A 26364-nucleotide genomic window follows, 5' to 3' on the forward strand; every position below is an offset into this window, starting at 1 on the left:
GACTAGGCGCCCGCCACTCGGGCGACCTCGGACCGCACCGCGGCCAGCGCCGCGTCGATCCCCGAGGCGTCCGAGCCGGCGCCCTGGGCCATGTCCCCCTTGCCGCCGCCGCGGCCGCCGATCGCCGGGGCCGCGGCCTTCACCACGTCGCCCGCCTTGACCCCGAGGTCCTGGGCGGCGTCGTTGACGGCCACCACGAACGGCACCTTCTCACCGTCGACCGCGAACAGGGCGATCACCGCGGCGTCGCCGCCGAGGCGGCCCTTGAGCTGGGTGACCAGGCCGCGCAGCTCGCCCGCCGTGACGCCCGCCGGGGCGCGCGCGGCGACCAGCCGCACGGCGCCGGCCCGCTCGGGCGACGAGGCGAGCTCCGACAGCGCCGACAGCGCGGCCTGCGCACGCAGCTTCTCCAGCTCCTTCTCCGCGTCCTTGAGGCGAGTCACCAGCGATTCGACGCGGGCCGGCACCTCCTCGGACGGGACCTTGAGCGAGGACGACAGCGCCGAGACCAGCGCATGCTCCTTGGCCAGGTACTGCTGCGAGTCCAGGCCCACGTAGGCCTCCACGCGGCGCACGCCGGAACCGACGGAGCTCTCCCCGAGCAGCGTGACCGGGCCGACGAGGCCCGAGCTCGCGACGTGGGTGCCGCCGCACAGCTCCAGCGAGAACGGCCCGCCGATCTCCACGAGGCGCACCCGATCGCCGTAGTTCTCGCCGAACAGGGCCATGGCGCCGCGCTTCTTCGCGGACTCCAGATCGGTCACCTCGGTGTGCACGCCGTAGTCGGCCTGCACCGCCTCGTTGGTGACCTGCTCGATATCGGCGCGCTGCTGCTCGGTGAGGCCGCCGGACCAGCGGAAGTCGAACCGCAGGTAGCCGGGCCGGTTGAGCGAGCCGGCCTGAACGGCGTTGGGGCCCAACACCTGCCGCAGCGCGGCGTGCACCAGGTGGGTGCCGGAATGGCCCTGGGTACTGCCGTGCCGGTGGGTGGCGTCGACAGCGACCGTCACCCGGTCGCCCTCGTTCACCTCTCCCGCGGCGACGGTGCCCTGGTGCCGCCACACGGTCTTCGCGACGCGCTGCACGTCGGTGACCACGATCTGGGCGCCGGCGGCGGTGGTGATGGTGCCGATGTCGGCGAGCTGCCCGCCCGCCTCCGCGTACAGCGGGCTGCGGTCGAGCACGATCTCCACATCGTCGCCCTGCTGCGCGGCGGGCACCCGCACACCGTCGCGGATGAGGCCGAGGACCTGCGCATCGGACGACAGCTCGTCGAATCCGGTGAACTCGGTGGGCCCGCGGTCGAGGAACTCACGGAACACCGAGAGGTCCGCGTGCCCGGACTTCTTCGCGGTGGCGTCCTCCTTGGCGCGCTGGCGCTGCTCGGCCATGAGTGCGCGGAAGCCGCCCTCGTCGACGGTGAGCCCGGCCTCCGAGGCCATCTCCAGCGTGAGGTCGATCGGGAAGCCGTAGGTGTCGTGCAGCGTGAAGGCGTCATCGCCCGAGAGCACGGTCCTCCCGGCCGATTTCGTGGAGTCGACCGCGTTGCCGAACAGGGTGGTGCCCTGCTCCAGGGTCTTGAGGAACGCGGCCTCCTCGCCGGTGGCGACGGTGCGGATGCGCTGCGCGTCGTCGGCCAGCGACGGGTACGACGGTGTCATCGTGGCGATGACGGTGTCGACGAAGGCGCCCATCGTCTCGCCGGTGGCGCCGAGCAGGCGGGCCGAACGGACGATGCGGCGCAGCAGCCGGCGCAGCACGTAGCCGCGGCCGTCGTTGCCGGGGTTCACGCCGTCCTCGATGAGCATGACCGCGGTGCGGGTGTGGTCGGCGATCACGCGGAACAACCGGTCGTGCTCCGGGTCCCCGTCGTTGTACTTCCGGCCGGTGAGCTCCTGCGCGCGGTCGATGACGGGGCGCAGCAGATCCGTGTCGTACACGTTGTCGACGCCCTGCAGGATGAACGCGACGCGCTCGACGCCCATGCCGGTGTCGATGTTCTTCTTCGGCAGCTCGCCGAGGATCTCGTAGTCCTCCTTGCCGCCGCCCTCGCCGCGACGGTTCTGCATGAAGACGAGGTTCCAGATCTCGATGTAGCGGTCCTCGTCGGCCTCCGGGCCGCCCTCCACGCCGAACTCGGGTCCGCGGTCGTAGAAGATCTCCGAGCACGGGCCGGCGGGGCCGGGGACGCCCATGGACCAGTAGTTGTCCTTGACCCCGCGGCGCTGGATCCGCTCGGGCACCTGGCCCACCTCGAGCCAGAGATCGCGGGCCTCGTCGTCGTCGAGGTAGACCGTCGACCACAGGCGTTCGGGGTCCATCCCGAATCCGCCCTCGTCGACGGGGTTCGTGAGCAGGCTCCAGGCGAACCGGATCGCGTCGCGCTTGAAGTAGTCGCCGAAGCTGAAGTTCCCGGCCATCTGGAAGAACGTGTTGTGGCGGGTGGTGATGCCCACCTCCTCGATGTCGAGGGTGCGCACGCACTTCTGGATCGAGGTGGCACGGTCGTACGGCGGCGTCTGCTGGCCCAGGAAGAAGGGCACGAACGGCACCATGCCGGCGTTCACGAACAGCAGATTCGGGTCGTTCAGGACCAGCGAAGCGCTCGGCACCTGGGTGTGTCCGGCGTTGACGAAGTGGTCCGTGAACCGCTTCCGAATCTCATGGGTCTGCACAGCGATCCTTCGCGTCCTCGATTATGTGGCGACTGATCAACCTTACCGAGGAGTACCCCCGGCTCGCGAACGCGTTCGGTCGCAGTCGTGCACCGGGTGCGCGCTCAGGCGCGGCCGCGCCGGATGATGCCGCGCAGCCGGGACACCCGCGGCCCGATCTCGCGCTCGAACCCGTGGTCGGTGGGCTCGTAGTAGTCGACCCCCACGAGGTCGTCCGGCGGGTACTGCTGCGCCGCGACGCCGCCCGGCACGCCGTGCGGGTAGACGTAGCCCTGGGCGTTGCCGAGCTTCTCGGCCCCCGCGTAGTGACCGTCGCGCAGGTGCGGCGGGACGGCGCCGGACTTCCCGGCCGCGACGTCGGCCATCGCCGACCCGATCGCGGCGACCACGCCGTCCGATTTGGGGGCCGAGGCGAGGTGGATCGTGGCCTGCGCCAACGCCAATCGCGCCTCGGGCATGCCGATGAGCTGCACCGCCTGGGCCGCCGCGGTGGCCACGAGCAGTGCCTGCGGATCGGCCATCCCGATGTCCTCCGAGGCGTGCACCACCAGTCGCCGGGCGATGAACCGCGGATCCTCGCCCGCGGAGATCATCCGCGCCAGGTAGTGCAGCGCGGCGTCCACATCGGAGCCGCGGATCGACTTGATGAAGGCGCTGATCACGTCGTAGTGCTGATCGCCGGCGCGGTCGTAGCGGACCGCCGCGGTGTCGATCGAGGACTCGACCGACTCGAGCGTGATCTCGCCCTCCCCCGCCCCGGCGGTCACGTCCGCAGCCGCCTCCAGCGCGGTGAGGGAACGCCGCGCGTCGCCGCCCGCGAGTCGCACGACGTGCTCCCGGGCCTCGTCGGAGATGGTGAGCGCACCGTCGTAGCCCCGCGGGTCCGCGAGGGCGCGGTCGATGAGTTCGGAGACGTGTTCCGGTTCCAGCGGCCGCAGCTGCAGGATCAGCGACCGGGACAGCAGCGGCGACACCACGGAGAAGCTCGGGTTCTCGGTGGTCGCGGCCACGAGCAGCACCACCCGGTTCTCGACCGCGGCCAGCAGCGCGTCCTGCTGGGCCTTGGAGAAGCGGTGCACCTCGTCGATGAACAGCACCGTCTGCTCCCCGACGAGCAGCCGCCGGCGCGCCATCTCGATCACCGCGCGCACGTCCTTGACCCCGGCGGAGAGCGCCGACAGCGCCTCGAACCGGCGCTCGGTGGCCCCGGAGATGAGCGACGCGATCGTCGTCTTGCCCGTGCCGGGCGGACCGTACAGGATCACGCTGGCGGCCCCGGCACCGTCGATGAGGCGGCGCAGCGGGGTTCCGGAACCCAGCAGGTGCTCCTGGCCGAGCACCTCGTCGAGGGTCTGCGGCCGCATCCGCACGGCCAGCGGGGTCCCGGTGTGGGTGGGGACGAAATCCACCGCCCCCTGGGACTGCGGATCGCGGGCCGTTCCGGGCGTGCCGAGGTCCCCGTCGTCGCCGAACAGGGAGTCGGTCACTGCGTGCGGACCTCCGCGGCGGCGGTTCCGGCGAAGTCGGCGATCCGGGGGTCGGCGGCGGCGAGCCGTTCCCAGCGCCGGGCGAGCTCCTCCCCGGACCACGCGGACAGGTTCTCCAGGTGCCCCGGGTCGATCCGGCTCGCGGAGTCGAGGCCGAGGGCCCAGAAGGTGGCGAGGGTCAGCCAGGCGAGCTTGGCGGTGGACAGGTGCCGGCGCAGCGCCACGTCGTCGGCGAGGCGCGGCCAGAGGCGGACGACCTCGGAACGCCACGCCTCCACGATGGCGACGTCGAGATCGGGCGAGTGCCCGTCGGGCGTGCAGTCCGGGTAGGTGAGCAGGGCGTACGCCACGTCGAGCGCGCCGTCGCGGAACCCCGCCCACTCGTAGTCGAGGAAGCGGACCGCGCCGCCCACGACGTGGGTGTTCTCGGGCCCGACGTCCGAGGGGCTGAACGCGCGGAACGCGCCGCCGGTGAACAGCGCGACCGCGGCGTCGAGTGCGTCCCTGGCCGCCTGGTCGACGCCGCCCAGGGCCTGCGGCACGAGGGTGGCGGCCCGCTCGAACTCCCCCGCGACGGGGTCGTTGCGGGAGTCGGTGTGCTCGCGACGGGCCAGGGTGGAGAGGTCGATCTCGCGGCCGTAGGTGCCCGAGTGCATCCGCCCGAGGGCCTGCGCCCACGCGGACAACACGGTGGGCACCTGCGACGAGCCGGTGCGTCCCAGCAGCTCGGTCATCGTCTCGCCGTCGCCCAGGTCCTGCAGGACCAGGACCTTGGCCTCGGCATCGGAGGCGAGCAGCTGCGGGCCGGGCCGGGACTCCACCGGCAGGGCCGTCGCGAACTTGTACGCGGCGCCCTCGCGGGCGAAGGCCTCGGCGTGGTCGGCGTCGATGTGATCGGCGGCGCGCAGCTGCTTGATCACGACGGTCCGCGGCAGCAGCGGGTTGTTGTGCAGGACCCGCGCCCGCAGCACGAGCGTGCGGCCCGAACCGCCCAGATCCTCGGGTTCGCCGAGGTCCACCGGCGCCCCCACCCGGCGTGCGAGGAGCCCCTCGACCGCGGTGAGGGCCGCCTGCGTCGATTCGAAACCCAGCGCGGCAACCATCGCTTCCAACCTACCTCAGGAGACCAGGGGTGCGACGTCCACGGAGACATGGATCTTCGACCCGGACGATTCCGTGTAGATGACCCCGCGCAGAGGTGGGACGTCTTCGTAATCGCGCCCCCAGGCGACGGTCACGTGCCGCTCGTCGACGAACTTGTTGTTGGTGGGGTCGAACGGCAGCCAGACGTCGCCGGGGAGCCACACGGCCGCCCACGCGTGCGTCGCGCCGGCACCGACGACGCGGTCCTGGCCGGGCGGCGGTTCGGTGGCCAGGTAGCCGGAGACGTAGCGCGCCGCGAGCCCCTTGGACCGCAGGCACGCGATCGCGACCCGGGCGAAGTCCTGGCACACGCCCTCGCGGCGTTCCATGACGGTGGCGACGCGGGTGGACACGTTGGTGGCGCCGGACTTGTACTCGAAGTCCGTGTAGATCCCCGTGGTGAGCTCCTCCACGGCCTCCACCAGCGGCTTCCCCGGGGTGAAGATCGCATCCGCGTAGGCGCGAACGGCGTCGTCGATCTCGGGCGGCCGCTGGTCGAGCCGGTACTGGGCGGCCAGCGCCCCCGCCTCGCCGACGGGCCGGGCCAGTTCCCAGGGGGCGAGCGCGGGCCCCTCGTCGGTGATCGACGCGGCGAGCGGGTCGACCTCCACGAGGGACTCACCGCGCACCGTGAGCTCCGTGTGCGGGGTGGTGACGTGGAAGTACGTGTCGGTGTTGCCGTACGCGTCGCGGCCCTCGGAGCGGTCACCGGGCTCGGGGCCGATCACGATCTCGTGTTCGGCGACGCGCTGCTCCGGCAGCTCGCGCGGGGTGAGGTAGCAGCGCCCGTAGCTGGAGGTGACCTCCGCGTCGTAGCCGTAGGTGGTCTCGTGCACCACCCGGTACCGCCGCGTGGCCGAATCGGCGGTCCGGCGGGAGAAGCTCAGGCCCATGCCGGCACCCCCACCCAGATCGGCCGGGCCTCCGCCGGGAGCGCGAACCGGGTCCGTTCGAGCACGTCGGACACCTCCCGGAGACCGTCGGTCACGGCGTCGAGGAGACCGGAGAGCTCGGCGCGGCGGCCGTCCGTCACGGTCTCTGCGTCGGCGGTGTCGAACCGCCGCAGCCGCGCCTGCAGGTCCGTGACCACCCGCTCGGCGGCGGCGCTGCGCAGCTCGTCGGGCTGCCGCTGCAGGTCGTGCGCCAGGGCGTCGAGCTGGAAGGTGAGCGAGCGCGGGTTGGTCGCGTCGAAGAACATCAGGTCCACCGCGGCGCCCACCCGCAGCACCGCCCGGTGCCGCCGCCGGTAGGTGACCGCGGACTCCCCCGCCACCAGGTACGCGTCGAGCATGCCCGCCTCGACCTCGGGTTCCGCCTCGGGAACCACGACCGACGCGGTCAGCGCGCACAGCTGCAGCGCCCGCTCGATCCGCCGGCCGGCGTCCATCATCAGCCAGCCCGGGTCCTCGACGTGGGACTCGCGCGCGAGGCCGGAGAACGCCAGCAGCGACACCAGCACCTCGCCGAGCGTCTGGTCCAGCTGGTCGCCCTCGTCGCCGCGGACCGCGGCCAGCCGCCCGAGGGAGCGCTCCGCGCCGCTGAGCACGAGCCACGTGTCGGTCGACATCTGATCGCGCACCGCTCGCAGGCAGGCCCGCAGCCGGATCCCCGAATGCGCGACGGTGCCGGGCACGTCGGGGTCCAGGGTGCGTCGCCGCAGGCAGGAGACCACGTCGGACTGCTCCGCCCCCTCCACGACGATCCGCCCCAGCTCCTCGGTGACGGACACCTCGACCACCGCGTCGAGCAGCGGCTGCAGGGCCGCCGCGCCGGGCTGCCAGGGACGGTGCCGGAACTCCTGGTTGCGGTCGTGCGCCACCGTGAGCAGGCGCACCATCGCCTCGGCGCGTTCGGCGTAGCGGCCGATCCAGAACTGGTCGGACAGCACGCGCGGGGTGGCGACGGGTCCGCTCGCGGCGATCGCGGTGACCCGAGGCGACTGGGTGGTGACCCGTACGGCGCGGGCCTCCTCCCCCGCCGGGACCCACACGTCGCGGGCGCGGGAGGAGTGCATCCGGGCCCCCTCGTCGCCGTCCAGCAGCACCTGCCCCAGGCCGCCGCTGAGCACCGAGTACCCCGCCTCCTGGCCCAGGGAGAACACCCGGAGCCCGAAGCCGCGGTCCACGACCTCGACGCCGCGGTCCAGGGCGGGCTCGGTGGCGAACGGCACCAGTGTCTTGACGCACCACACCGTGGGATCGGCGGCGATGCGCGCCCGCAGCGTCTCGGCCTGCGCGGCGGTGAGCCGGCCGCCCACCACCTGCTCGCCCGTCGCGAAATCGATCACCAGGGCGTCGTCGAGCGGACCGTCGAGCGCCGCCCGGCCGGCGGGCGTCGCGGCGTGCAGCGTGGGCGTCGAGTCGAGCAGCAGGTCCTCGTCGAGCAGGGCACGGCAGAGCTCGGGGAGGTAGGCGTGCAGGGCGGGGTTCTCGAGGACGCCGGAGCCGAGGGTGTTGACCACGGTGACTGCCCCGCGGGTCATCATCTCGACGAGCCCGACCACGCCGAGGCGGGAGTCCGTGCGCAGGTCGAGCGGGTCGGAGAACTCCGAATCCACGCGCCGCAGCACCACGTCGACCCGCTTCATCCGGCCGAGGGCCCGCATGTACAGGCCCCCGTCGCGCACGGTGAGGTCGGACGCCTCGACCAGCGGGAAGCCGAGCACGGAAGCGAGGTAGGCCTGGTCGAACGCGGTCTCGGAGAACGAGCCGGGGCTGAGCACCACCACGGTGGGGTCCTGGGCGCCGGGCGGCGCCGATTCGAGGAGTTGCACCCGCAGGGCGGCGGCGAAGGAGGACACCGGGCGGGGCATCTCGGCGCGGAACTCCCTCGGCAGCGCACGCGAGGTGACGCGGCGGTCGGCGAGCGCGTAGCCGACGCCCGACGGCGCCTGGGTGCGGTCTGCGTACACGGCGTACGGCCCCGAGCCGTCGGCCCCGGCACCGGCCGGGCGGCCGACGTCCGCGGCGTGCAGGAACAGCGACCGCGGGCCGGGCGACGGGACACCCACCGCGCGGCGGATGTACCCCGGGTGCGCGAACAGAACCTCGGGCGGCACCAGGCCGGTGCCGACGATGCGCTGCTCGCCGTAGAAATCCTTGAGCACCGCGTCGAGCAGCTGGGACCGCTGCGCCACCCCCTTGGCGAGGGCCTCCCACTCCTCGGTGCCGAACAGCACCGGCAACGGATCGAGGCGCCACGGCCCCGGTTCGACGGGGTCGAGGTGTTGCGGCGGGATCGCGTCGAGGGCGTTGTAGGTGATGCCCTCGTCGTCGATGAGTCCGTCGACGCGGCCCGACAGGCGGCGCAGGGCGTCGCCGTCGAGCTCGCGGAGACCTTCGAGCGTCACAGCTCCGTCGCTACTCCGGCGCCTGCCCGGCCCCGGCCTGCTCCGCCGCCTGCGCGGGCTTGGCCTGCTCCGGCTCCGGCTTCTTCGGCTTGGCGTCCATGCCGGACTCGCGGCGCTGCTGGACCGTGATGGGAGCGGGCGCCTCGGTCAGCGGGTCGACGCCGCCGCCCGACTTGGGGAACGCGATGACCTCGCGGATCGAGGCCGCGCCGGCGAGCAGCGAGACGACGCGGTCCCAGCCGAAGGCGATGCCGCCGTGCGGCGGTGCGCCGTAGGAGAAGGCGTCCAGGAGGAACCCGAACTTCTCCCGGGCCTGCTCCTCGTCGATGCCCATGACGGCGAAGACCCGCTCCTGCACGTCCTGGCGGTGGATGCGGATGGAGCCGCCGCCGATCTCGTTGCCGTTGCAGACGATGTCGTAGGCGTAGGCGAGCGCGCCGCCGGGGTCCGTGTCGAAGGTGTCCATCGACTCCGGCTTCGGGCTGGTGAAGGCGTGGTGGACGGCCGTCCAGGCGCCGTCGCCCACGGCCACGTCGCCCGACGCGGTCGCATCGTCGGCGGGCTCGAACAGGGGCGCGTCGACGACCCAGGTGAAGGCCCAGTCGCCCTCCTTGATGAGGCCCAGCTTGTCGGCGATCTCGCCGCGGGCGGCGCCGAGCAGGGCCCGCATCTGCTTGGTGGCGCCGGCGGCGAAGAACACGCAGTCGCCCGGCTGGGCGCCGACGTGGGCGGCGAGCCCGGCGCGCTCGTCGTCGGACAGGTTCTTGGCGACGGGGCCGGCCAGCTCGCCGTCCTCGCCGATGAGCACGTAGGCGAGGCCGCGGGCGCCGCGCTGCTTGGCCCACTCCTGCCAGGCGTCGAGCTGGCGGCGCGGCTGCGACGCGCCGCCGGGCATGACGACGGCACCCACGTACTGCGACTGGAACACCCGGAACGGCGTGTCCTTGAAGTACTCGGTGCACTCGACCAGCTCGAGCCCGAAGCGCAGGTCCGGCTTGTCGGAACCGAAGCGGCGCATGGCCTCCGCGTAGGTCAGGCGCGGGATCGGAGTGGGGATCTCGTGGCCGATGAGCGACCAGAGCGCCTTGACGATCTGCTCGCCGAGGGCGATCACGTCCTCCTGGTCCACGAAGCTCATCTCGATGTCGAGCTGGGTGAACTCGGGCTGCCGGTCGGCGCGGAAGTCCTCGTCGCGGTAGCAGCGGGCGATCTGGTAGTACCGCTCCATGCCTGCCACCATGAGCAGCTGCTTGAACAGCTGCGGGCTCTGCGGCAGCGCGTAGAAGGTCCCGGGGCGCAGGCGCGCGGGCACCAGGAAGTCGCGGGCGCCCTCGGGGGTGGACCGGGTGAGCGTCGGGGTCTCGATCTCGACGAAGTCGTGCAGCGCGAGCACGTTGCGCGCCACGGCGTTCGCCTGGCTGCGCAGCCTGATGGCGGCCGCGGGATCCTCGCGGCGCAGGTCCAGGTAGCGGTACTTCAGGCGCGCCTCCTCGCCCGGCTCCTCGTCGAGCTGGAAGGGCAGCGGCGCGGACTCGTTGAGCACGGTCAGCTCGGTGACGTTGACCTCGATGTCGCCCGACGGGAGGTTCGGGTTCTCGCTGCCCTCGGGCCGCTTCTCGACGGTGCCGGTCACCAGGACGCAGTACTCGGAGCGCAGACGGTGGGCCTGCTCGGCGACGTCCGATTCGCGGAACACCACCTGGGCCACTCCCGAGCTGTCCCGCAGGTCGATGAAGATGACGCCGCCGTGGTCACGCCGGCGCGCGACCCAGCCCGCGAGGGTGACGACGGTGCCGGCATCCTCCGCCCGCAGTGATCCAGCAAGGTGGGTGCGCAGCACGTTCGATGGTCCTTCCGATGGTGATTCAATGAGCCATGGACATGCTACGGGGCGAGAAGGTGCACCCTCTCACCGCTGTCGTGGAAAGCTGTGCGCATGACGTTTCGGGATAACGGACCGCTCGATACCAGTGGTGTGAGCGCCGGTGGCGGTGGCGGCGGCATCGGCCGCGGCGTGATGATCGGCGGCGGTGGCCTGGGCACCGTCGTCCTGGTGGTCCTCGGCCTGTTCTTCGGCGTGGACCTCACCGGCGGCGGCTCCGAGCAGCCCGTGGCCCCGGGTGGCCAGGGCGGGAACGCGGGCATCTCGCAGGCCGATCAGGAGATGGACAAGAAGATCAAGAGCTGCACCATCCAGCTGGCGAACACGGACACCACCTGCCGGATCGTCGCGACCACCAACTCCTTGAACAAGGTGTGGCCGCAGCTGCTGCGCGGTTACCAGCCGCCGCGGGGCGGGACGAAGATCATGCCCGTGGGCGCCACGTCGATCAACACCCGCTGCGGCGTCGCGGGCGCGGACACCGGCCCGTTCTACTGCCCCGCGGACCAGGTGGCGGTCTTCCAGATCGACTTCATGGACCGGGTGATCGAGCGGATGGGCGGCACCAACGCCCCGTTCTCGCAGGAGTACATCGTGGCGCACGAGTGGGGTCACCACGTGCAGAACCTGCTGGGCGACATCACCAAGTCGCAGCAGGGCAGCGGCGCGCAGGGCGGCTCGGTGCGCGTGGAGCTGCAGGCCGACTGCTACGCCGGCGTGTGGGCCTCGAAGGCGGACAAGGGCCAGGACGCCATGCTGGAGCCGCTGACCCAGCAGCAGATCTCCGACGCGATCACCACCGCGCAGGCCATCGGCGACGACACGATCCAGAAGAACGCGGGCCGCAACGTGAACCCGGAGTCGTTCTCGCACGGCACGTCCGCGCAGCGCGTCAAGTGGTTCTCCACGGGCTACAAGACGGGCGACATCCGCCGGTGCGACACGTTCTCGGGGTCCATCTGAGGGGTGCCGGGCGCGGTCCTGCCATAGCCTCGACACATGGCTGACACCACACCCGCAGGGACGCCCATCGACGCACTGGCCGACCGGTTCGCCCTCCGCCTCGCGGAGACCGATCCCGTGGAGGCCACGGCGGTCGGGATCACGGACTTCGACGACCGGCTCACCGACTTCTCCCCCGGCGGCGTGGAGGCGCGGGCCGCGCTGGCCCGCGAGACCCTGGCCGAGCTCGACCGGCTCGTCGCGGAGAACGACGCGGACCGGGTGACCGCGGCGTCGCTGCGGGAGCGCCTCGGGGTGCACCTCGACCTCGCCGCCGCGGGACGGGACGTGGGCGAGCTCAACGTGATCGCCTCTCCCCTGCAGGCGATCCGCGACGTGTTCGACCTGATGCCGGCCGGCACGCCGGACGCGGACGCCGTGCTCTCGGCCCGCCTCGCCGCGGTGCCCACGTCGGTTGACTCGGCGATCTCGGGGCTGCGGTCCCGGCTCGCGGACGGCGGCCACCCGTTCCCGGAGCTGCAGGTGCGGGAGTGCCTCGCCCAGGCCCGCCTCGCGGGCGATCAGGTGGCCGCGAACGTCGAGCGGATGGCGGGGGCCGCACCGTCGGCGGACGATCCGGTGCGCTCGGGCCTGGCCGACGGCGTGCGGGCCGCGTTCGCCAGGTTCGCCGAGGTCCTGGAGAACGAGGTCGCCCCGGTCGCGGTCCCGGTGGGCGCGCCGGGCGGGCTCGGGGTGGGCCGCGAGGCGTACCCCGTGTACTCCCGCGCGTTCCTGGGCTCGGCGGTCGACCTGGAGGAGACGTACGCCTGGGGGCAGGAGCTCCTCGCGTCCATCGTCGCCGAGCAGCGGGAGGTGGCCGGGCGGCTGTACCCCGGCGCGACGGTGGCGGAGACCCTCGCGAAGCTCGACACCGAGCCGCGGTACGTGCTGCACGGCACCGACGCGCTGCGCGAGTGGATGCAACGCACCTCCGACGAGTCGGTGCGGGCGCTCGCGGGCACACACTTCGACATCCCCGAGCAGCTGCACCACCTCGACTGCCGGATCGCCCCCAGTAGCAGCGGCGGGATCTACTACACCGGGCCGTCGGCGGACCTGAGCCGGCCGGGAGCCATGTGGTGGTCGGTTCCCCAGGGCGTCACCGAGTTCCACACCTGGCAGGAGAAGACCACGGTGTATCACGAGGGCGTGCCCGGGCATCACCTGCAGATCGGGCAGGCGGTGATCGCGCCGCTCAACCGCTGGCGCAAGCTGTACTCGTTCACGTCCGGCCACGGCGAGGGCTGGGCACTGTACGCCGAGCGGCTCATGCGCGACCTGGGCTTCCTCGACGACGACGGCGACCTCATGGGCATGCTCGATTCGCAGCGGCTGCGCGCCGCGCGGGTGGTCCTCGACATCGGCGTGCACTGCGGGTTCGCGGCGCCGGCGGAGGTGGGCGGCGGCGACTGGACGTACGACAAGGGGTGGGCGTTCCTGCGCTCGCACGTGGCGATGTCCGACGAGCAGCTGCGCTTCGAGTACCACCGCTACCTGGGCTGGCCGGGCCAGGCGCCGTCGTACTCCGTGGGCCAGCGGGTGTGGGAGCGGGCCCGGGACGAGTACCTGGCGGGACACCCGGGTTCGACGGTGCGCGACTTCCACCGGGATGCCCTCGCGCTGGGCGGCATGGGGCTGGACACGCTGCGCACGGCCCTGCGGTGACACTGTTGCGATAACGCAGGACGCGGGCACCGTCAAACCATCGATCATGGTGCGTGCAACCGTGGGCTGGACCCGGCTGATTACTTAGTTTCCAGAACATGCACAGGAGAGCGACGACTCGACTCTGGCTTGTCCGTGTCCTGGAGGGGCAGCTGGGGCTGTCGGCACTCCTCACCGAGCACGCCGACGTGAAACTGCTCGCGACGTGGCTCGCGATCGCCGCGGACATCGACCGCGACATCGACAAGCTCTGCGGCGATCCGGATCCCGAGGCGGCGCGGCGGCTGTTCTTCACCTCCCAGGCACTGATGGAGAAGTTCGTCATCGAGCGCCTGTCCTACGAGACGATGTCGGACTGGACCGAGCACAGCGCACGCGTGCACCGCAAGCTCACCGAGATGGTCGCGCCGCACGAGGAGTTCCCCGCCCGCCTGCACGCCCAGCTCGACCTGTACGACTCGGACGTCTCCTCCCGCGCCGGCGGGGTCTCGGTGTCCCGGTGCGGCATCTGGTCCTACCGCGAGCAGCGCCGGGCCGCGGGCACCCCGATCACGCTGAAGGCGCCGTGCGAGTTCTGCACCCGCTCGGTGACGGCGAACGCCCGGCACCAGAACCTGGAGGCGCGGTTCGAGCTCGTCGAGTCCGAGGCGGGCCGCGGGTGCGAATGGAGCTTCTCGTGACGGCCACCGCGGCGCCCACGGCCGTGCGGCCGCGGGTCGCGGGCGCGTTCCTGCTGCTGTTCCTCATCGGCGCGGAGACCTTCCTGCTGTCGCCGCTGCTGCCCGCGATCACCGACGCCCTGTCCACGAACGTCGCGGCCGCCGCGAACGCCACCACCGCCTACGTGCTGGTGTACGCGGTTGCGTCGCCGTTGCTGGGATCGCTGTCGGACCGGATCGGCAGGCGCACACCGCTGCTCGCCGGCGCGGCCCTGTTCCTGGTGGCGAACCTCGCGTGCGCGGCCGCGCCGCACGTCGCCGTGCTCATCGCCGCCCGCGCCGTCGGAGGTCTGGGCGCGGCGCTCGCCGGGCCGAGCATCTGGGCGTACCTCGCGGACAGCGCGCCCGACCCGGAATCGATCGGCCGGTTCATGGGCCGCGGCATGGCGTTCTTCTCGTCCGGACAGGTGATCGGCATCCCCGTGGGCGCCGGCATCGCGGCGGCCGCCGACTGGCGGTGGAGCTTCGTGGCGCTCGCGGCCGGCACCGCCGTCGCCGTGGGCGTCCTCGCCCGGGCCGTGCCCCGGACCGCACCGGCCGCGACCCCGCCGTCGGTGCGCGACGGCCTGCGGGTGGCCCTCGCCCCCGCGATCGCGCCGATCCTGGTGGTCACGCTGGTGGTCCAATTCTTCAGCCTGGGCACGTACGCGTACGTGGGACAGCTGCTGCACGAGCGGCTCGGCTGGGACACGGCGACGCTCGGGCTGGTCGGCGTCCTGGTGGGCCTGGGCAGCGTGGCCGGTTCGCTGATCGGTGGGCGGCTCACCCGCACCGGGCTCCCCGCAGCGGCGCGGATCGGTCTGTGGATCGTGGTGGTCGCGGCCGGCGTGGTGGTCTTCGCGCTCACCGGATCCGCGGTTCCCGCGCTCGTCGCGCTGTTCGTGTGGTTCGTCGGGAGCGGTGGTTTCGTGACCGAGCAGCAGACGTCGCTCGCGCTCGCCGCGGGCGACCGGCGGGCGGCGGCCAGCGCCTGGAACACGAGCTTCATGCACGCGGGCACGGCGATCGGGGTGGTCGTGGTCGGCGCCGCGCTGCCGGCCGCCGCCGTCGCCGCCGCGATCGCGGGCGGCGCCCTCGCCCTCGGGGTCACCGCGGTGTCCGCCGTTCGGGGGCGTCCGTGACGCGCGCGCTCGACGGGGTCGAGCGGGACGAGCGGATGGCTCGATACGCGGAACACAGCGAGCTCCGGCAGGTACCTGACGCGCTGCGCGTGGCGGACCTACTCGGCGACCGGCTGGCGTCGGCGCGCACCGTCGTCGATCTCGGTTGCGGCACCGGCACTCTCGCGCGCCACCTGGCTCGGGCGGCGCCGCGCGCCCGGGTGCTCGGGCTCGACGCGTCGCGGCCCCGCATCGCGGGCCTGCAGGACGAGTCCGACGGTGCGCGCCTGGATTTCGCGGTGCACGACCTGCGCGAGCCGCTCCCGGCCGAGGCGCACGGCGCCGACGTGATCACCATGACCGCGGTACTGCACTGGCTGCACCCGCACGAACCTGAGGTGGTCCCCCGGATCGCCGCGGCGCTCGATCCCGCGGGGGTCGCGGTGCTCACGACGTACCACCCGGAGTCCGAGGCCTCCGGGCTCGGCGGCACCGACGCGGTGATCGCCGAGGCGGCGGGCCTTCCCGCGGATCGCGCCGCGGCGGCGTTCGGCGCCGCGGGCATCGTCGGGGTGTCCGCCCGGACGCTCCCCGCCGACGAACTGGATTCGCTGCTGCGCAGAAGCTTCCACGTCGTGTCGGCCACCGCGCACGAGGCCGTCACGGCGCCCGCGGACGGCCGAGCGTTCGCCGACTACGTGGACGCCACCTTCGGTGACTACTACCAGGCGCTGTTCCCCGGGCACGACGCGCAGCGCGACGCCGTGGCCACCGCCGCGCAGCGCCGGCTCGACGCCACCGGGCGGGTCACCGCGATGCCGGTGCGCACCTGGCTGTGCACCGGCCCCGTCGACGGCGACGCCCCGTGACCGGCCTGCACCTCATCGTGGAGGCGGTCGGAGCGCAGCTCCCGGAACTCGCCGACCGCGCCCGGCGCGGCGGGGCGCCCGTCGCCGGGATCGGCGACTTCCTCGACTTCGCGGAGCGAGCGGAGGACGCCAGGGTGGACGGGCTGTTCTACGCCGACTTCCTGGGAAAGCCGCGGGCGCAGTTCGGGTCCCGTCCGTTGATCCCGTTCGAGCCCCTCACCGCGCTCTCGGCGATCGCGGCGAGGACGTCGCGGATCGGGCTCGTGGCGACCGCGTCGACCACGTTCGCCGAACCGTACGGCATCGCGCGGCAGATCGCGTCGCTGGACAACATCAGCGGGGGCCGAGCCGGGTGGAACATCGTCACGTCGATCCAGGGCGCCGGGAACTACGGGCTGGAATCCCTCCCGGACAAGGACGAGCGCTACGAACGGGCGGCCGAGGTCACCGACGCCGTGCTCGCGCTGTGGTCGTCATGGCGGGACGGTTACCTCGGTGCCGGTACGGGATTCGTGAACACGGCGGCGATCGACGACGTGCGGTTCTCGGGCCGGCACGTGGCGATCGACGGGTGGCTCGACGTGCCCTCCGACGCGCAGGGCCGCCCCGTGCTGTTCCAGGCCGGTTCCTCCGCGTCCGGACTGACGTTCGCGGCGCGCTACGCCGACGCCGTCTTCGGCATCAACCCCAGCCGCGCCGGGGCGATCCGCTCCCGGGATCGGCTACGCGCCCTGGCCGCCGCACAGGGCCGGGACCCGGACGCGGTGCGCTACCTCCCGGGTGTGCGGCTGTTCGTCGACCAGGAGGTGTCCTCCGTGGAACCGCCGGGGCTCCGGGCCGGGCTGGCGTCGGTGCTCGGCGTACCTCTCGCGGGCCTGGACCCCGACGCGCCGCTCCCCGCCGCGGTCCTCGCCGCGCGCGCCTCGGTGGACACGCAATCGGCGGCGATCACCGGCACCGCCGAGGGCTTGTGGGACCTGGCCGCCGAGCCGGGGACCACGCTGCGGGAGCTGCTGCGCGTGTACGGTGCCGGATCCGGGTTCCTCACACTCACCGGCAGCGCCGAAGCCATCGCGGCGACGCTGCTGGACTGGGCGGACGCGGGCGCCGCCGACGGCTTCGTCATCGGGGCAGGCGGTTCCGTGGACGCCGTGTACGAGCGGGTGCTCCCGCTGTTGCGCGCCGCGGGGCGGTTCCGCACGGACTACGCGGGCCGCACGCTGCGCGCGCACCTGGGCGGTGTCGCGTGACCGTCGAAGCCGGGTTTCCCGCGGCGGACCGTCGGGGCCCCACGCTCACCGGGTGGCGGCGGGTCGCCGCGCTCGGCGCCGGCAACGCCCTGGAGTGGTTCGACTGGGGCGTCTACAGCGCCATGCTGCCCTTCTTCGCGACGTACGTGTTCGGCGGCGCCGGAGCGGATTCCCTGCTCGCGGGGCTCGCGGTGTTCGCGGCCGGGTACATCGCGCGGCCGCTGGGCGGGCTCGTGTTCGGGATGATCGCGGACCGTCGCGGGCGGACCATCGCGCTGGCGCTGACGATCGCCTGCGTGGCGGGCGGCTGCCTGGGCGTGGCGTTCCTCCCGGGGCACGAGCAGGTGGGCCACCTGGCAGGAGTTCTGCTGTTGGCGTTGCGCGTGGTCCAGGGCTTCGGCCAGGGCGGCGAGCTGCCGAGCCTGCAGGTGTACATCGCGGAGAACGCGCCGCCGCGGCATCTGGGCCGGTGGTCGAGCCTGATCTACACGTCGGGCAACGCCGGGGTGATCGGCGGCATGACGCTCGGGGCCGCGATGGCCACGCTGCTCCCCCCGGACGATCTCCGGTCCTGGGGCTGGCGCGTCCCGTTCCTCCTCGGCGGGCTCCTCGGGCTCGCCGCGGTCGGGCTGCGCGCGTACCTGCGCGAGCCCGCGGCGGCGGAGCCCGCACGGCCGCTGCCACTCCGGGACCACCTGCGCGCGCTCGTGGCGCACCGTCGGGCGCTGCTCGCGATCTCGGCACTGGTGGCCGGGTCGACGGTCGCGATCTACGCGTGGGGCAACTCCGCGTCGGCGTTCGCGATCACGTTCGGTGGCATGTCCCGATCCGAGGCGTTGTGGGCGGCGGTGGCCGCGTACGCGACCGGGGCGGTGTTGATCCCGCTGTGGGGCGAGGTCGCCGACCGGGTGGGACACCGCAGGGTGATGCTCGCGGGGGCGATCGTCGTCGCGGTCGGCAGCCTGCCGGTGAGCAGGGCACTCAGCGGCGGTCCGGTGAACCTGTATCTCTGCATGGCCGCGATGCTCATACCGATCGGCGCGATCCTCTCCGTGGAGCCCGTGTACATCGCGCGGCTGGTGCCGCCCGGGTCCCGCACGACGGCGATCGGCGTCACCTACTCGATCGTGGCGGCCGTCCTCGGCGGCACCGCCCCGTATCTCCGCGCGTGGTTCCACGTGCACCTCGGCGACGACGCGTTCGCGGTGTACGTCACCGCCCTCGCGGTGCTGTCGGTGATCGCCCTGGTGCTCGTGCGGCCGCCGGAGGAGCCCTCCCGCCGCGACGCCGCATCCTGAGCCGCGGACCGGACCGGCTCTGAACGTTCCATGGGGGACGGAACGTAGTGGAGGGGAGGGAAATTCGGGGTCGCGTTTGAGGTAGCAATACCGCCGCAATCGGAGTAGACTCGAAAGTATGAGCCAGGCAGACGATGCATTCGAACACAGGAGAGCGGTCCGCCGACCGCTGCCGCCCGAGTTCGAGGACGTCGCCGGCCTGGATGCGGCCGCCCTGCTGGCCGACCTGCGCTCGGTGCTCGTGGAGGCGAACCGGTTGGACGCGAGGAAGAACGCAGTGCTCTCCCAATTGTTCGCGGTCCGTGACGATGCCCGACAGTGCCGGGCCGAGTCCGACCGCCGGTTCGTCGGGGACTGGGACGAACTGGTCGCCGAGGTCGGCGCGGTGTTGCAGGTCGGGCGGGGTGGCGCGTCCGCGGCCGTGCATCGCGGTCTGGATCTGCGGGAGCGGTTGCCCCGTGTGTTCGCGGTCTGCGCCACCGGGATCGTGACGAACCAGCAGCTGTACGCCGTGCTGCGGTACGCGTCGGCGATCATCGACGATCGCGTGCTCCACGAATTCGATGTGCGGATGGCGTTGTGGTTGTCGGGAATCCTCGCGGACCCCGATGTCGCGGTGACCGCGTCGGCGGTGGAGGAGGCGGCGAAGCAGGTTCTGGTGCGGATCGACATCGATGCCGTGCCGCAGGTTCCGGAGAAGAAGCCGCGGTTCGGGATCGACATGCATGCGCGGGCGGACGGGACCGTCGATGTCGAAGCCGTCATCCCGAAGGCCGACGGGATCCGCTTCGCCGCCCTGCTCGCGGACATGCTCAAGACCACCTGCCGGAAGGATCCGCGCACGCTGGGTGAGCGGCAGGTCGCCGCGCATGCGGCGTTGATCGAGGGCTACGAGACTCTCGGCTGCCAGTGTTCCGACGATGCCTGCCGGTTCAAGGACCGCAAACCTCGTGTGGCGGCGATCGCCCCCGAGATGAGGGCGCTGGCGTTGATCGTCCTCAACGAATCCGACCTCCGCCCACCGGAACCCGCCGCAGCCGAACCCCAGCCCGCCACCGCCACCGCTGCGGTCGACGACGTGATCACCCTGTTCGACGAACCACCCGCCGCCGAAGACACCACGAGCGATGCGGAAGTCACGAACGACGCGGACAACGCAGACAGCGAGGGCGACGTATCCGAAACACCCGGGGGCATCGTCTCCGGCGACTCGGGTGCATCTCCCGCGACATCTCCTTCCGACTCTCCCGCGGTGCATGAATCTCGCGGATCGACCGGCCCCGGTCTGCCTCCTGAGCCGGCATCCTCGGACTCGTCGGGTGGGGCGTACGTGGTGTGCGACGAACTCGGGATCTCCGGGCCGGTCACCGCGGAGCAGGCGAACGATCTGACCGCCGACTGCGACACCACCATCCGGGCCCTCGGCAAACGGAATCCGGAGACCGGTGAAGTTCATCTCGCCGGGGCGTCCGGGTACACGCCGACGCAGTACCAACTGCTGATCATGCGGCTGACCTACCCGACGTGCGTGTTCCCCGGCTGCAGTGTGCCGTCGACCCGCTGCCAAGCCGACCACGTCGCCGAATACGACCACAAGAATCCAGCCCGCGGCGGACCCACAACGGTCGCCGGGAAACACGGCCCCGGGAACCTGGTACCGCTCTGCGGATTCCACCACCGCATCAAAACCGAAACCGGATGGCTCTCCGACATCCTCGACGACGGCACCGTCGAATGGCACCACCCTGCCGGCGGTATCTGGCTCACCCCACCCGGCGCCGCCCAGGAGCTCCTCCCCGGGCTCGGGAAACTCATCTGGGACACCCCCGCCCGCACCCCGAACGGGGAACCCGAACAGCCGCAGACCTTCGACACCCACGCCGAACACCGCGCCCAGGCCCGCCGCGACGAACGCACCCGCAACCGCCGCATCCGACTCGAGAAAGCCACGAAGCGCGCCGAGGAACGACTCCGGAAAGAGCTGGAACGGCAACGTAAGGAGGCCGAGGAGCAGGGCGTCGAGTTCGTCCCGAACACCGAACCCGAACCGCCGCCCTTCTAGTGCGGGACCACGACGGGGAGCACGGCCCGCCTGATCCCGACGGTCACGGGCAATTCCTGGACGTAGTCGCCGTCGGCGTGCACCGGGATGGCGCGGTCGGCGCTGAGTGTGACCTCGCGACCGGAGAAGGTGACGACCTCGGGACGGGACACGTGGCTGCCGGTCTTCGCCTCCCCCATCGCCGAGACCAGCTTGAGCATCGAACCACCGCCGTCCACCGCGAGCACGTCGATACGGCCGCTGTCGACCGACGCGGAGGGCACCATGTTCAGTCCGCTGCCGTAGTCGCCCGAGTTCGCGACAACCACGATGTGCGCGGGCATGGTGATGGCGGAGCCGTCCACGGTGATGGTGAATTCGGCCGGCTTCCACCGCAGGGCGGCGAGCACGGGGGCCACGCGGTACGCGAGCGGGCCCATCCACCGGAGCCGGTTGATCAGCTCGGTGGCCACGGAGTCGAGCCCCACGTACACGTTGCCGACGGCGATCCGGTCGCCGACGGTGAGGACGTCCACATCGCGCCGCCGCCCGTCGGCGAGCATCGCCGCGATGGCGGCCGCGTCGGTGGGGATGCCGAGGTGCCGCACGAAATCGTTGCCGCGCCCTGCGGCCGCGATGCCGAGCGGGGCGCCCGGCACCGTGAGCACACCGGCTGCCACGTCCCGGATCTGCCCGTCGCCGCCGACCGCCACGGTGAGCGCTCCCGAGGCGGCCGCGTCGGCTGCGAGGCGCGATGCGTCGGCGGCGGAGCCGGACTCCACGGCCTCGCTCGCCACGTCGAACCGCGCGAGCTCGGCGGCCACGGCGTCCCATTGCGTGCGCGCGACGCCGCCGCCCGAGATCGGGTTGAGGACGGCCACCACGTCCGGGCGGGCCGTCACGGGAGCAGGATCCCGGGATTGAGCACGCCCTGCGGGTCGAGGGCGTCCTTCACGGCGCGCAGGGCGGTGAGCTGGACGTCACCGATCTCCTGGAGATAGGTCGACCGGTGATCGGTCCCGACGGCGTGGTGGTGCGTGATCGACGCGCCCGCGGCCCGGATCGCGGCGTTCGCGGCCTCCTTGGCGCGTCCCCACTGGGCCAGCGGGTCGTCCAGCGCCTTGGAGATCACGGTGAAGTACAGCGACGCCCCGGTCGGGTACACGTGCGAGATGTGGCACATCACGACCGCGGGCGTCCCCTGATCGCCGAGGGCACCGGTGATCGCGGCGGTGACATCGGCCTTGAGGCGCTCGAGGTTGGACCAGAAGGTGACGGTCTCGAGGGTCTCGACGAGAGCGCCCACGTCCAACAACGGGTCGCGCAGGTACGGACCGCGGAACCGGCCGGCGCGCCACGCCTCGCCGGGCTCCTCACCGAGGAAGGCCCCGCCGAGCTCCACCAGCCGGGCCGAAACGTAGCCGTCGCGGCAGTCCACGTCCACCTCGTCGCCCTCGAACCCGGCGATCATCAGGCACCCGCCCACGGCGGCCTGCCCGGCGGCGCCGGGATTCGCCAGGTTGAGGCCGGTCTCGGCCTCGTCGGACAGCCGCAGCACCGTGGGGCGCACCGACCCCTGCGCGAGCACCCGCATCGCGGCCGCGCCGGCGGCGAAGTCCGGGAACCGCCAGCCGTAGAACCGGCGCACGGCGGGCACCGGATGCACGCGGACGCGGACCGCCGTGACCACGCCCAGGGCACCCTCGGAGCCGAGGAACAGCTGGCGCAGGTCGGGGCCCGCCGCCGACTTGGGGGCCGTACCGATCTCGGCGGCCCCCAGCGGGGTGGCGATCGACAGCCCGACCACCATCTCGTCGAACCGGCCGTAGCCGATCGAGGACTGCCCGGCGGACCGGGTGACCGCGCAGCCGCCGATGGTCGCGCCCTCGTAGGACTGGGGGAAGTGGCCGAGCTCGAAACCGCGCTCCCCCAACAGCCGCTCGGCCTCGGGAAGCCGGGTGCCGGCGGCGAAGGTCGCCACCTGCGAGGTCTCGTCGAGGTCGAGCAGGCCGGTCAGGCCGCGCAGGTCGAGCGCGACGACGGGCCGGGCCCGCTCGGGCGCGAGCCCGCCGGTCACGGAGGTGCCCCCCGCGAAGGGGCTCAGCGTGAGGCCCCGCTCCACGCACACGGCGAGTACGGCCGCCACCTGGTCCGCGGCGTCCGGCGTGACGACCACGTCGGGCGCGTCCGTGCCGTCGCCCGCCCGGAACTTGAGCAGATCGGGCGTCGAGTACCCGCGCAGGTGCCGGCGCCGGGCCTCGTCGTCGTCCGCGACGCCGGCGCCCGTCGCTCGCAGCGCTGCGAGCGCGTCCGCGTCCGCGCGGCCCGGCGCGATCGACGGTGCGGCCCGAGGGGGCTCGGTACCGTCGATACCGAGCATGGTGAGCGCCCCGCGGACCGAATCGGACAGGTGCATCGGCGCGGCCGGGTCGCCCCAGCGCCCGGGCTCGAAGGCCACGACGGGAATCTCCACCTCAGACGAAGTCATGATACATTTGTACACATGGTGTCGCAGGATCTCAACAGTGCGCTCGGTGCCCGCGTCCCGGCCAACGCCATCGACGACGACCGCATCCTCGACGCCGCGCGCGATCTCATGGCCACCATCGGCATCCGCCGCACGACGATGGCCGATGTGGCGCGCACGGCCCAGGTCTCGCGCGCCACGCTGTACCGCCGCTACCCCAACGTGCAGGCCCTCGCCGCGGCCGTCACCACCCGCGAGTTCGCCGACGCGCTCGGCAGTGTGCGGACCGTCGACGGCGATACCGTCCGGGAGTCCCTGGCGCGCACCGTCGTCCACATGACCTCCGCCGCCCGGTCGCACCCTCTGCTGCGCCGCATCGTCGAGCTCGATCCCGAATTCCTGATGCCCTACCTCCTGCATCGCACGGGACGCACCTCCCGCGCCCAGTTGGACGCGATCGAGGCCGGGATCCGCACCGGCCAGGAGGACGGCAGTGTGCGCGACGGCGCACCGCGCGAGCTCGCCGCAGTGGTCCTGCAGGCGGCGTGGTCCTCCGCCCTGACCGGCCCGGTGTTCTCCGAATCCCCCGACCTGCTCGACACCCAGCTGTTCGATCTCCTGGAGAGGTACCTGCGCCCGTGACCCCCGTTTCCGACGCCCTCGAATCCGTCTCCGCCGCTTCACGACTGAGCGCCGCACGCCGCTCGGCCGACCTGGAGGCGCTCGGCGCGGATCCGTCGGTGGACGTCCTGGTGATCGGCGGGGGCGTCACCGGTGCGGGCGTGGCGCTCGACACCGCGACCCGCGGCCTGACGGTGCTGCTCGCGGAGAAGCACGACCTGGCGTTCGGCACCAGCCGGTGGTCGTCGAAGCTGGTGCACGGCGGCCTCCGCTACCTCGCGTCCGGCGCCGTCGGCATCGCCTACGAGAGCGCCGTGGAGCGGAACGCGCTCCTGCGGGTCATCGCGCCGCACCTGACGCGTCCGCTCGCCCAGGTGGTGCCCCTCACGTCCGGCGTGTCCCGACGGGACGCCGCCCTCACCCGCGCCGGGTTCCTCGCGGGCGACGCGTTGCGCCGGGCCGCGGGGACACCGTCGTCGGTACTGCGGCGCTCCGGCCGCATCTCCGCGGCCGACACGATCGCCATGGCGCCCACGGTCCGCCGAGACGGCCTTCGCGGGGGCCTGCTGAACTGGGACGGCCAGCTCACCGACGACGCCCGCCTCACCGTGGGCATCGCCCGGACGGCGGCCGCGCACGGCGCCACGATCCTCACCCGGTGCTCCGCGTCGCAGGTGACGGGTACCGCCGCCACCCTCACCGACGAACTGACCGGGCATTCGATCACCGTGCGCGCCAAGGCCGTCGTCAACGCGACCGGCGTCTGGTCGGGCACCGTCGACCCCGCCGTGACACTGCGCCCCAGCCGGGGCACCCACCTGGTGTTCCGGCAGGAGAGTTTCCACGGGCTCACCGCCGGGCTCACGGTGCCCGTGCCGGACACCTTCGGCCGCTACGTCTTCGCGCTCCCCCAGCCCGACGGGCGCGTGTACGTGGGGCTCACCGACGAGGAGGCCGGCGGCGAGATCCCCGACGTGCCCACCCCGTCGGAACAGGAGATCGACTTCCTGCTCGACACCGTGAACCTGGCCCTGGACGCCCCCCTCACCCGCGCCGACATCGCGGGATCGTTCGCCGGGCTCCGGCCCCTGCTGGATTCCGGCGGGGGCACCACCGCGGACGTCTCACGCAAGCACGCCGTGCTGACCCGCGAAGACGGCCTGGTCACGGTGGTGGGCGGCAAGCTCACCACGTACCGGAGGATGGCCGAGGACGCCGTCGACGCCGCCGCGAAGGCCTCGAGCCTGCTCACCGGCCCGTCCGTGACCCGGACGGTGCGGCTCGTGGGCGCGGCCGATCCGGCGACGCTGCGCACCGTGCCCGCCCCGGCGCGGCTGGTACGCGCCTACGGCACCGAGGCCGCCGTCATCGCCGAGATCGCCCGCCGGAACCCGGAACTCGCCGTTCCTGTGGCCGACGGGACGGAGGTCACGGGCGCCGAGCTGGTGTTCGGGGCGCTCGCCGAAGGCGCCGTCGACGCAGAGGACCTGCTGGAGCGCCGCACCCGGCTGGCCCTCGTCCCGCCGGTCGGGGACGCCGCCCGGCCCGCCGCGGAGGCCGCGTTCGCCGCCGACTGAGGCGGTCGCCGCACTCAGTGGGTGTGGTCCGGAACGTTCCAGGCGGGCAACCGGTCCGGGTACCCGCGCCACGCCGCCGGCCCCTCGGCCACCTCGTGGTCGGTCAGTAGCGCACCGTCGAGCAGCGCGCGCAGGCGGTCCGCGTCCAGCCGCACGCCGATGAACACCAGCTCCTGCTGCGGCTCGCCCTGCACCTGCGCCCAGTAGGCCGCGGGTTCGATGGTGAGGTTCGGGCCGGCCTGCGACCACACCGCGACGAACTCGGGTCGGCTGGCGATCCAGCAGAATCCCTTGCTGCGCAGGATCGCCCGAACCTCGTCGAGCGCCTCGAGCAGCCGCTGCGGATGGAACGGCCGGTCCGCGCGGTACGGGAACGACGAGATGCCGTACTCCTCCGTCTCGGGCGTGTGGCCGCCGATCACCTCGTCGTCCCAGCCCGCGACCGAGGTCGCGGCCTCGTGGTCGAACAGGCCCGTGCCGACCACCTCCGCGAGCGGCACCCGGCCGTGGGACATCGGCGTCACGCGGGCCCGCGGGTTGAGCCGGCGCACGGCAGCCTCCACCGCGCCGCCCGCGGCCGCGGAGACCAGGTCGAGCTTGCTCAGCAGGACCACGTCGGCGAACTCCACCTGATCCACGAGCAGGTCGGCCACGGACCGGGCGTCCCCCTCGGCGGCGCCGAGCCCGCGCTGCGCGAGGGTGTTCCCGCGGGCGACCTCGCCGAGGAAGGTGCTCGCGTCCACCACGGTGACCATGGTGTCCAACGCCGCCAGATCACCGAGGCGCGTACCGTCCTCGAACCGCCAGTCGAACGCGGCGGCCACGGGCATGGGCTCCGAGATGCCCGTGGACTCGATCACGAGGTGGTCGAACCGGGGCCGCCCATCGGGCGTGCTCCGGCGAGCGATGGCGCCGACGGCGTCCACGAGGTCCTCGCGGAGCGTGCAGCAGATGCAGCCGTTGCTGAGCTCGACGAGCTTCTCCTCGGTGCGGTCGAACCCGCCCAGGTCGACGAGTGCGGCGTCGACGTTGACCTCGCTCATGTCGTTGACGATCACCGCCACCCGCAGGCCTTCGCGGTTGGTCAGCAGGTGGTTGAGGAGCGTCGTCTTTCCGGCGCCGAGGAAGCCGGAGAGGACGGTGACGGGGAGAGGTGCGGCTGCAGTCATAACGATAATGGTAACCATTACTGATATGCTGGGGAGCGTCGGGCCGGGGC

The 26364-nt window shown here is 72.7% G+C and carries 19 protein-coding genes; 10 read left to right on the top strand and 9 right to left on the bottom strand.

Features of this window, described 5'->3' with window-relative positions; genetic code table 11:
- Positions 1–2: 2 nt before the first annotated feature.
- From alaS to aspS, 6 genes are all read right to left on the bottom strand, one after another.
- Positions 3–2675: an alanine--tRNA ligase gene (gene alaS, locus BN39_RS14395; protein WP_019203125.1), complete on the bottom strand. Its 2673-nt coding sequence runs from the start codon at positions 2673–2675 to the stop codon at positions 3–5.
- 104 nt (positions 2676–2779) lie between these two features.
- Positions 2780–4162: an AAA family ATPase gene (locus BN39_RS14400; protein ID WP_019203126.1), complete on the bottom strand. Its 1383-nt coding sequence runs from the start codon at positions 4160–4162 to the stop codon at positions 2780–2782.
- On the bottom strand, positions 4159–5265 hold the full coding sequence (locus tag BN39_RS14405; RefSeq protein WP_019203127.1) for a hypothetical protein: 1107 nt from the start codon (positions 5263–5265) through the stop codon (positions 4159–4161). The genes BN39_RS14400 and BN39_RS14405 overlap by 4 nt, the downstream gene beginning before the upstream one ends.
- A 15-nt stretch (positions 5266–5280) precedes the next feature.
- The gene (locus tag BN39_RS14410) at positions 5281–6198 is read right to left on the bottom strand and encodes a transglutaminase family protein (protein WP_019203128.1); all 918 of its coding nucleotides are present in this window, start codon (positions 6196–6198) and stop codon (positions 5281–5283) included.
- Positions 6189–8654 (bottom strand): circularly permuted type 2 ATP-grasp protein, encoded by a 2466-nt coding sequence (locus BN39_RS14415; RefSeq protein ID WP_019203129.1) that lies wholly within the window; start codon positions 8652–8654, stop codon positions 6189–6191. Before BN39_RS14415 ends, BN39_RS14410 begins: the two co-directional genes overlap by 10 nt.
- 10 nt (positions 8655–8664) lie before the next feature.
- Entirely contained in the window at positions 8665–10494 is a 1830-nt protein-coding gene (gene aspS / locus BN39_RS14420) for an aspartate--tRNA ligase (protein ID WP_019203130.1), read from the bottom strand.
- A 96-nt stretch (positions 10495–10590) separates the two neighbouring features.
- Here aspS and BN39_RS14425 point away from each other — a divergent pair, with 96 nt between their 5' ends.
- The 8 genes from BN39_RS14425 (at position 10591) to BN39_RS14460 (ending at position 20501) form a co-directional block, all read left to right on the top strand.
- Entirely contained in the window at positions 10591–11499 is a 909-nt protein-coding gene (locus BN39_RS14425) for a neutral zinc metallopeptidase (RefSeq protein WP_040768017.1), read from the top strand.
- Positions 11500–11535: 36 nt separating this feature from the next.
- Positions 11536–13203, top strand: a complete 1668-nt coding sequence (locus tag BN39_RS14430) for a DUF885 domain-containing protein (RefSeq protein ID WP_019203132.1) — start codon at positions 11536–11538, stop codon at positions 13201–13203.
- Between the two features lie 98 nt (positions 13204–13301).
- Complete coding sequence (locus BN39_RS14435; protein ID WP_148281504.1) at positions 13302–13883, top strand: hypothetical protein; 582 nt, start codon at positions 13302–13304, stop codon at positions 13881–13883.
- Positions 13880–15043 (top strand): MFS transporter, encoded by a 1164-nt coding sequence (locus tag BN39_RS14440; RefSeq protein ID WP_019203134.1) that lies wholly within the window; start codon positions 13880–13882, stop codon positions 15041–15043. Before BN39_RS14435 ends, BN39_RS14440 begins: the two co-directional genes overlap by 4 nt.
- The gene (locus BN39_RS22315; RefSeq protein ID WP_019203135.1) at positions 15040–15891 is read left to right on the top strand and encodes a trans-aconitate 2-methyltransferase; all 852 of its coding nucleotides are present in this window, start codon (positions 15040–15042) and stop codon (positions 15889–15891) included. Before BN39_RS14440 ends, BN39_RS22315 begins: the two co-directional genes overlap by 4 nt.
- Complete coding sequence (locus BN39_RS14450; protein WP_019203136.1) at positions 15888–17141, top strand: NtaA/DmoA family FMN-dependent monooxygenase; 1254 nt, start codon at positions 15888–15890, stop codon at positions 17139–17141. Before BN39_RS22315 ends, BN39_RS14450 begins: the two co-directional genes overlap by 4 nt.
- The gene (locus tag BN39_RS14455) at positions 17138–18439 is read left to right on the top strand and encodes an MFS transporter (protein ID WP_019203137.1); all 1302 of its coding nucleotides are present in this window, start codon (positions 17138–17140) and stop codon (positions 18437–18439) included. The genes BN39_RS14450 and BN39_RS14455 overlap by 4 nt, the downstream gene beginning before the upstream one ends.
- Positions 18440–18557: 118 nt before the next feature.
- A complete protein-coding gene (locus BN39_RS14460; RefSeq protein ID WP_019203138.1) occupies positions 18558–20501 on the top strand; it encodes an HNH endonuclease signature motif containing protein in 1944 nt (647 codons plus the stop codon).
- On the opposite strand, the gene BN39_RS14465 is transcribed toward BN39_RS14460, so the two are convergent.
- On the bottom strand, positions 20498–21382 hold the full coding sequence (locus tag BN39_RS14465; protein ID WP_019203139.1) for a diacylglycerol kinase family protein: 885 nt from the start codon (positions 21380–21382) through the stop codon (positions 20498–20500). The two genes, BN39_RS14460 and BN39_RS14465, sit on opposite strands and share 4 nt — an antisense overlap.
- Positions 21379–22968, bottom strand: a complete 1590-nt coding sequence (locus tag BN39_RS14470) for an FAD-binding oxidoreductase (protein WP_040768021.1) — start codon at positions 22966–22968, stop codon at positions 21379–21381. The genes BN39_RS14465 and BN39_RS14470 overlap by 4 nt, the downstream gene beginning before the upstream one ends.
- Before the next feature lie 15 nt (positions 22969–22983).
- Here BN39_RS14470 and BN39_RS14475 point away from each other — a divergent pair, with 15 nt between their 5' ends.
- Together BN39_RS14475 and BN39_RS14480 are read left to right on the top strand one after the other, a co-directional pair.
- Positions 22984–23589, top strand: a complete 606-nt coding sequence (locus tag BN39_RS14475) for a TetR/AcrR family transcriptional regulator (protein WP_019203141.1) — start codon at positions 22984–22986, stop codon at positions 23587–23589.
- Positions 23586–25145 (top strand): glycerol-3-phosphate dehydrogenase/oxidase, encoded by a 1560-nt coding sequence (locus BN39_RS14480; protein WP_020693897.1) that lies wholly within the window; start codon positions 23586–23588, stop codon positions 25143–25145. The genes BN39_RS14475 and BN39_RS14480 overlap by 4 nt, the downstream gene beginning before the upstream one ends.
- 14 nt (positions 25146–25159) lie before the next feature.
- On the opposite strand, the gene BN39_RS14485 is transcribed toward BN39_RS14480, so the two are convergent.
- Positions 25160–26314 (bottom strand): GTP-binding protein, encoded by a 1155-nt coding sequence (locus BN39_RS14485; RefSeq protein ID WP_019203145.1) that lies wholly within the window; start codon positions 26312–26314, stop codon positions 25160–25162.
- Positions 26315–26364: the final 50 nt, after the last annotated feature.

Source organism: Tsukamurella sp. 1534 (genome assembly GCF_000312385.1).
GTDB lineage: Bacteria > Actinomycetota > Actinomycetes > Mycobacteriales > Mycobacteriaceae > Tsukamurella.

Excerpts from the sequence above, each read along its gene's own strand:
- BN39_RS14485 (WP_019203145.1), bottom strand. The coding sequence starts at position 26,314 with ATGACTGCAGCCGCACCTCTCCCCGTCACCGTCCTCTCCGGCTTCCTC.
- BN39_RS14410 (WP_019203128.1), bottom strand. The coding sequence starts at position 6,198 with ATGGGCCTGAGCTTCTCCCGCCGGACCGCCGATTCGGCCACGCGGCGG.
- BN39_RS14430 (WP_019203132.1), top strand. The coding sequence starts at position 11,536 with ATGGCTGACACCACACCCGCAGGGACGCCCATCGACGCACTGGCCGAC.
- BN39_RS14460 (WP_019203138.1), top strand. The coding sequence starts at position 18,558 with ATGAGCCAGGCAGACGATGCATTCGAACACAGGAGAGCGGTCCGCCGA.
- BN39_RS14470 (WP_040768021.1), bottom strand. The coding sequence starts at position 22,968 with ATGACTTCGTCTGAGGTGGAGATTCCCGTCGTGGCCTTCGAGCCCGGG.
- BN39_RS14475 (WP_019203141.1), top strand. The coding sequence starts at position 22,984 with ATGGTGTCGCAGGATCTCAACAGTGCGCTCGGTGCCCGCGTCCCGGCC.
- BN39_RS14435 (WP_148281504.1), top strand. The coding sequence starts at position 13,302 with ATGCACAGGAGAGCGACGACTCGACTCTGGCTTGTCCGTGTCCTGGAG.
- BN39_RS14425 (WP_040768017.1), top strand. The coding sequence starts at position 10,591 with ATGACGTTTCGGGATAACGGACCGCTCGATACCAGTGGTGTGAGCGCC.
- BN39_RS14405 (WP_019203127.1), bottom strand. The coding sequence starts at position 5,265 with ATGGTTGCCGCGCTGGGTTTCGAATCGACGCAGGCGGCCCTCACCGCG.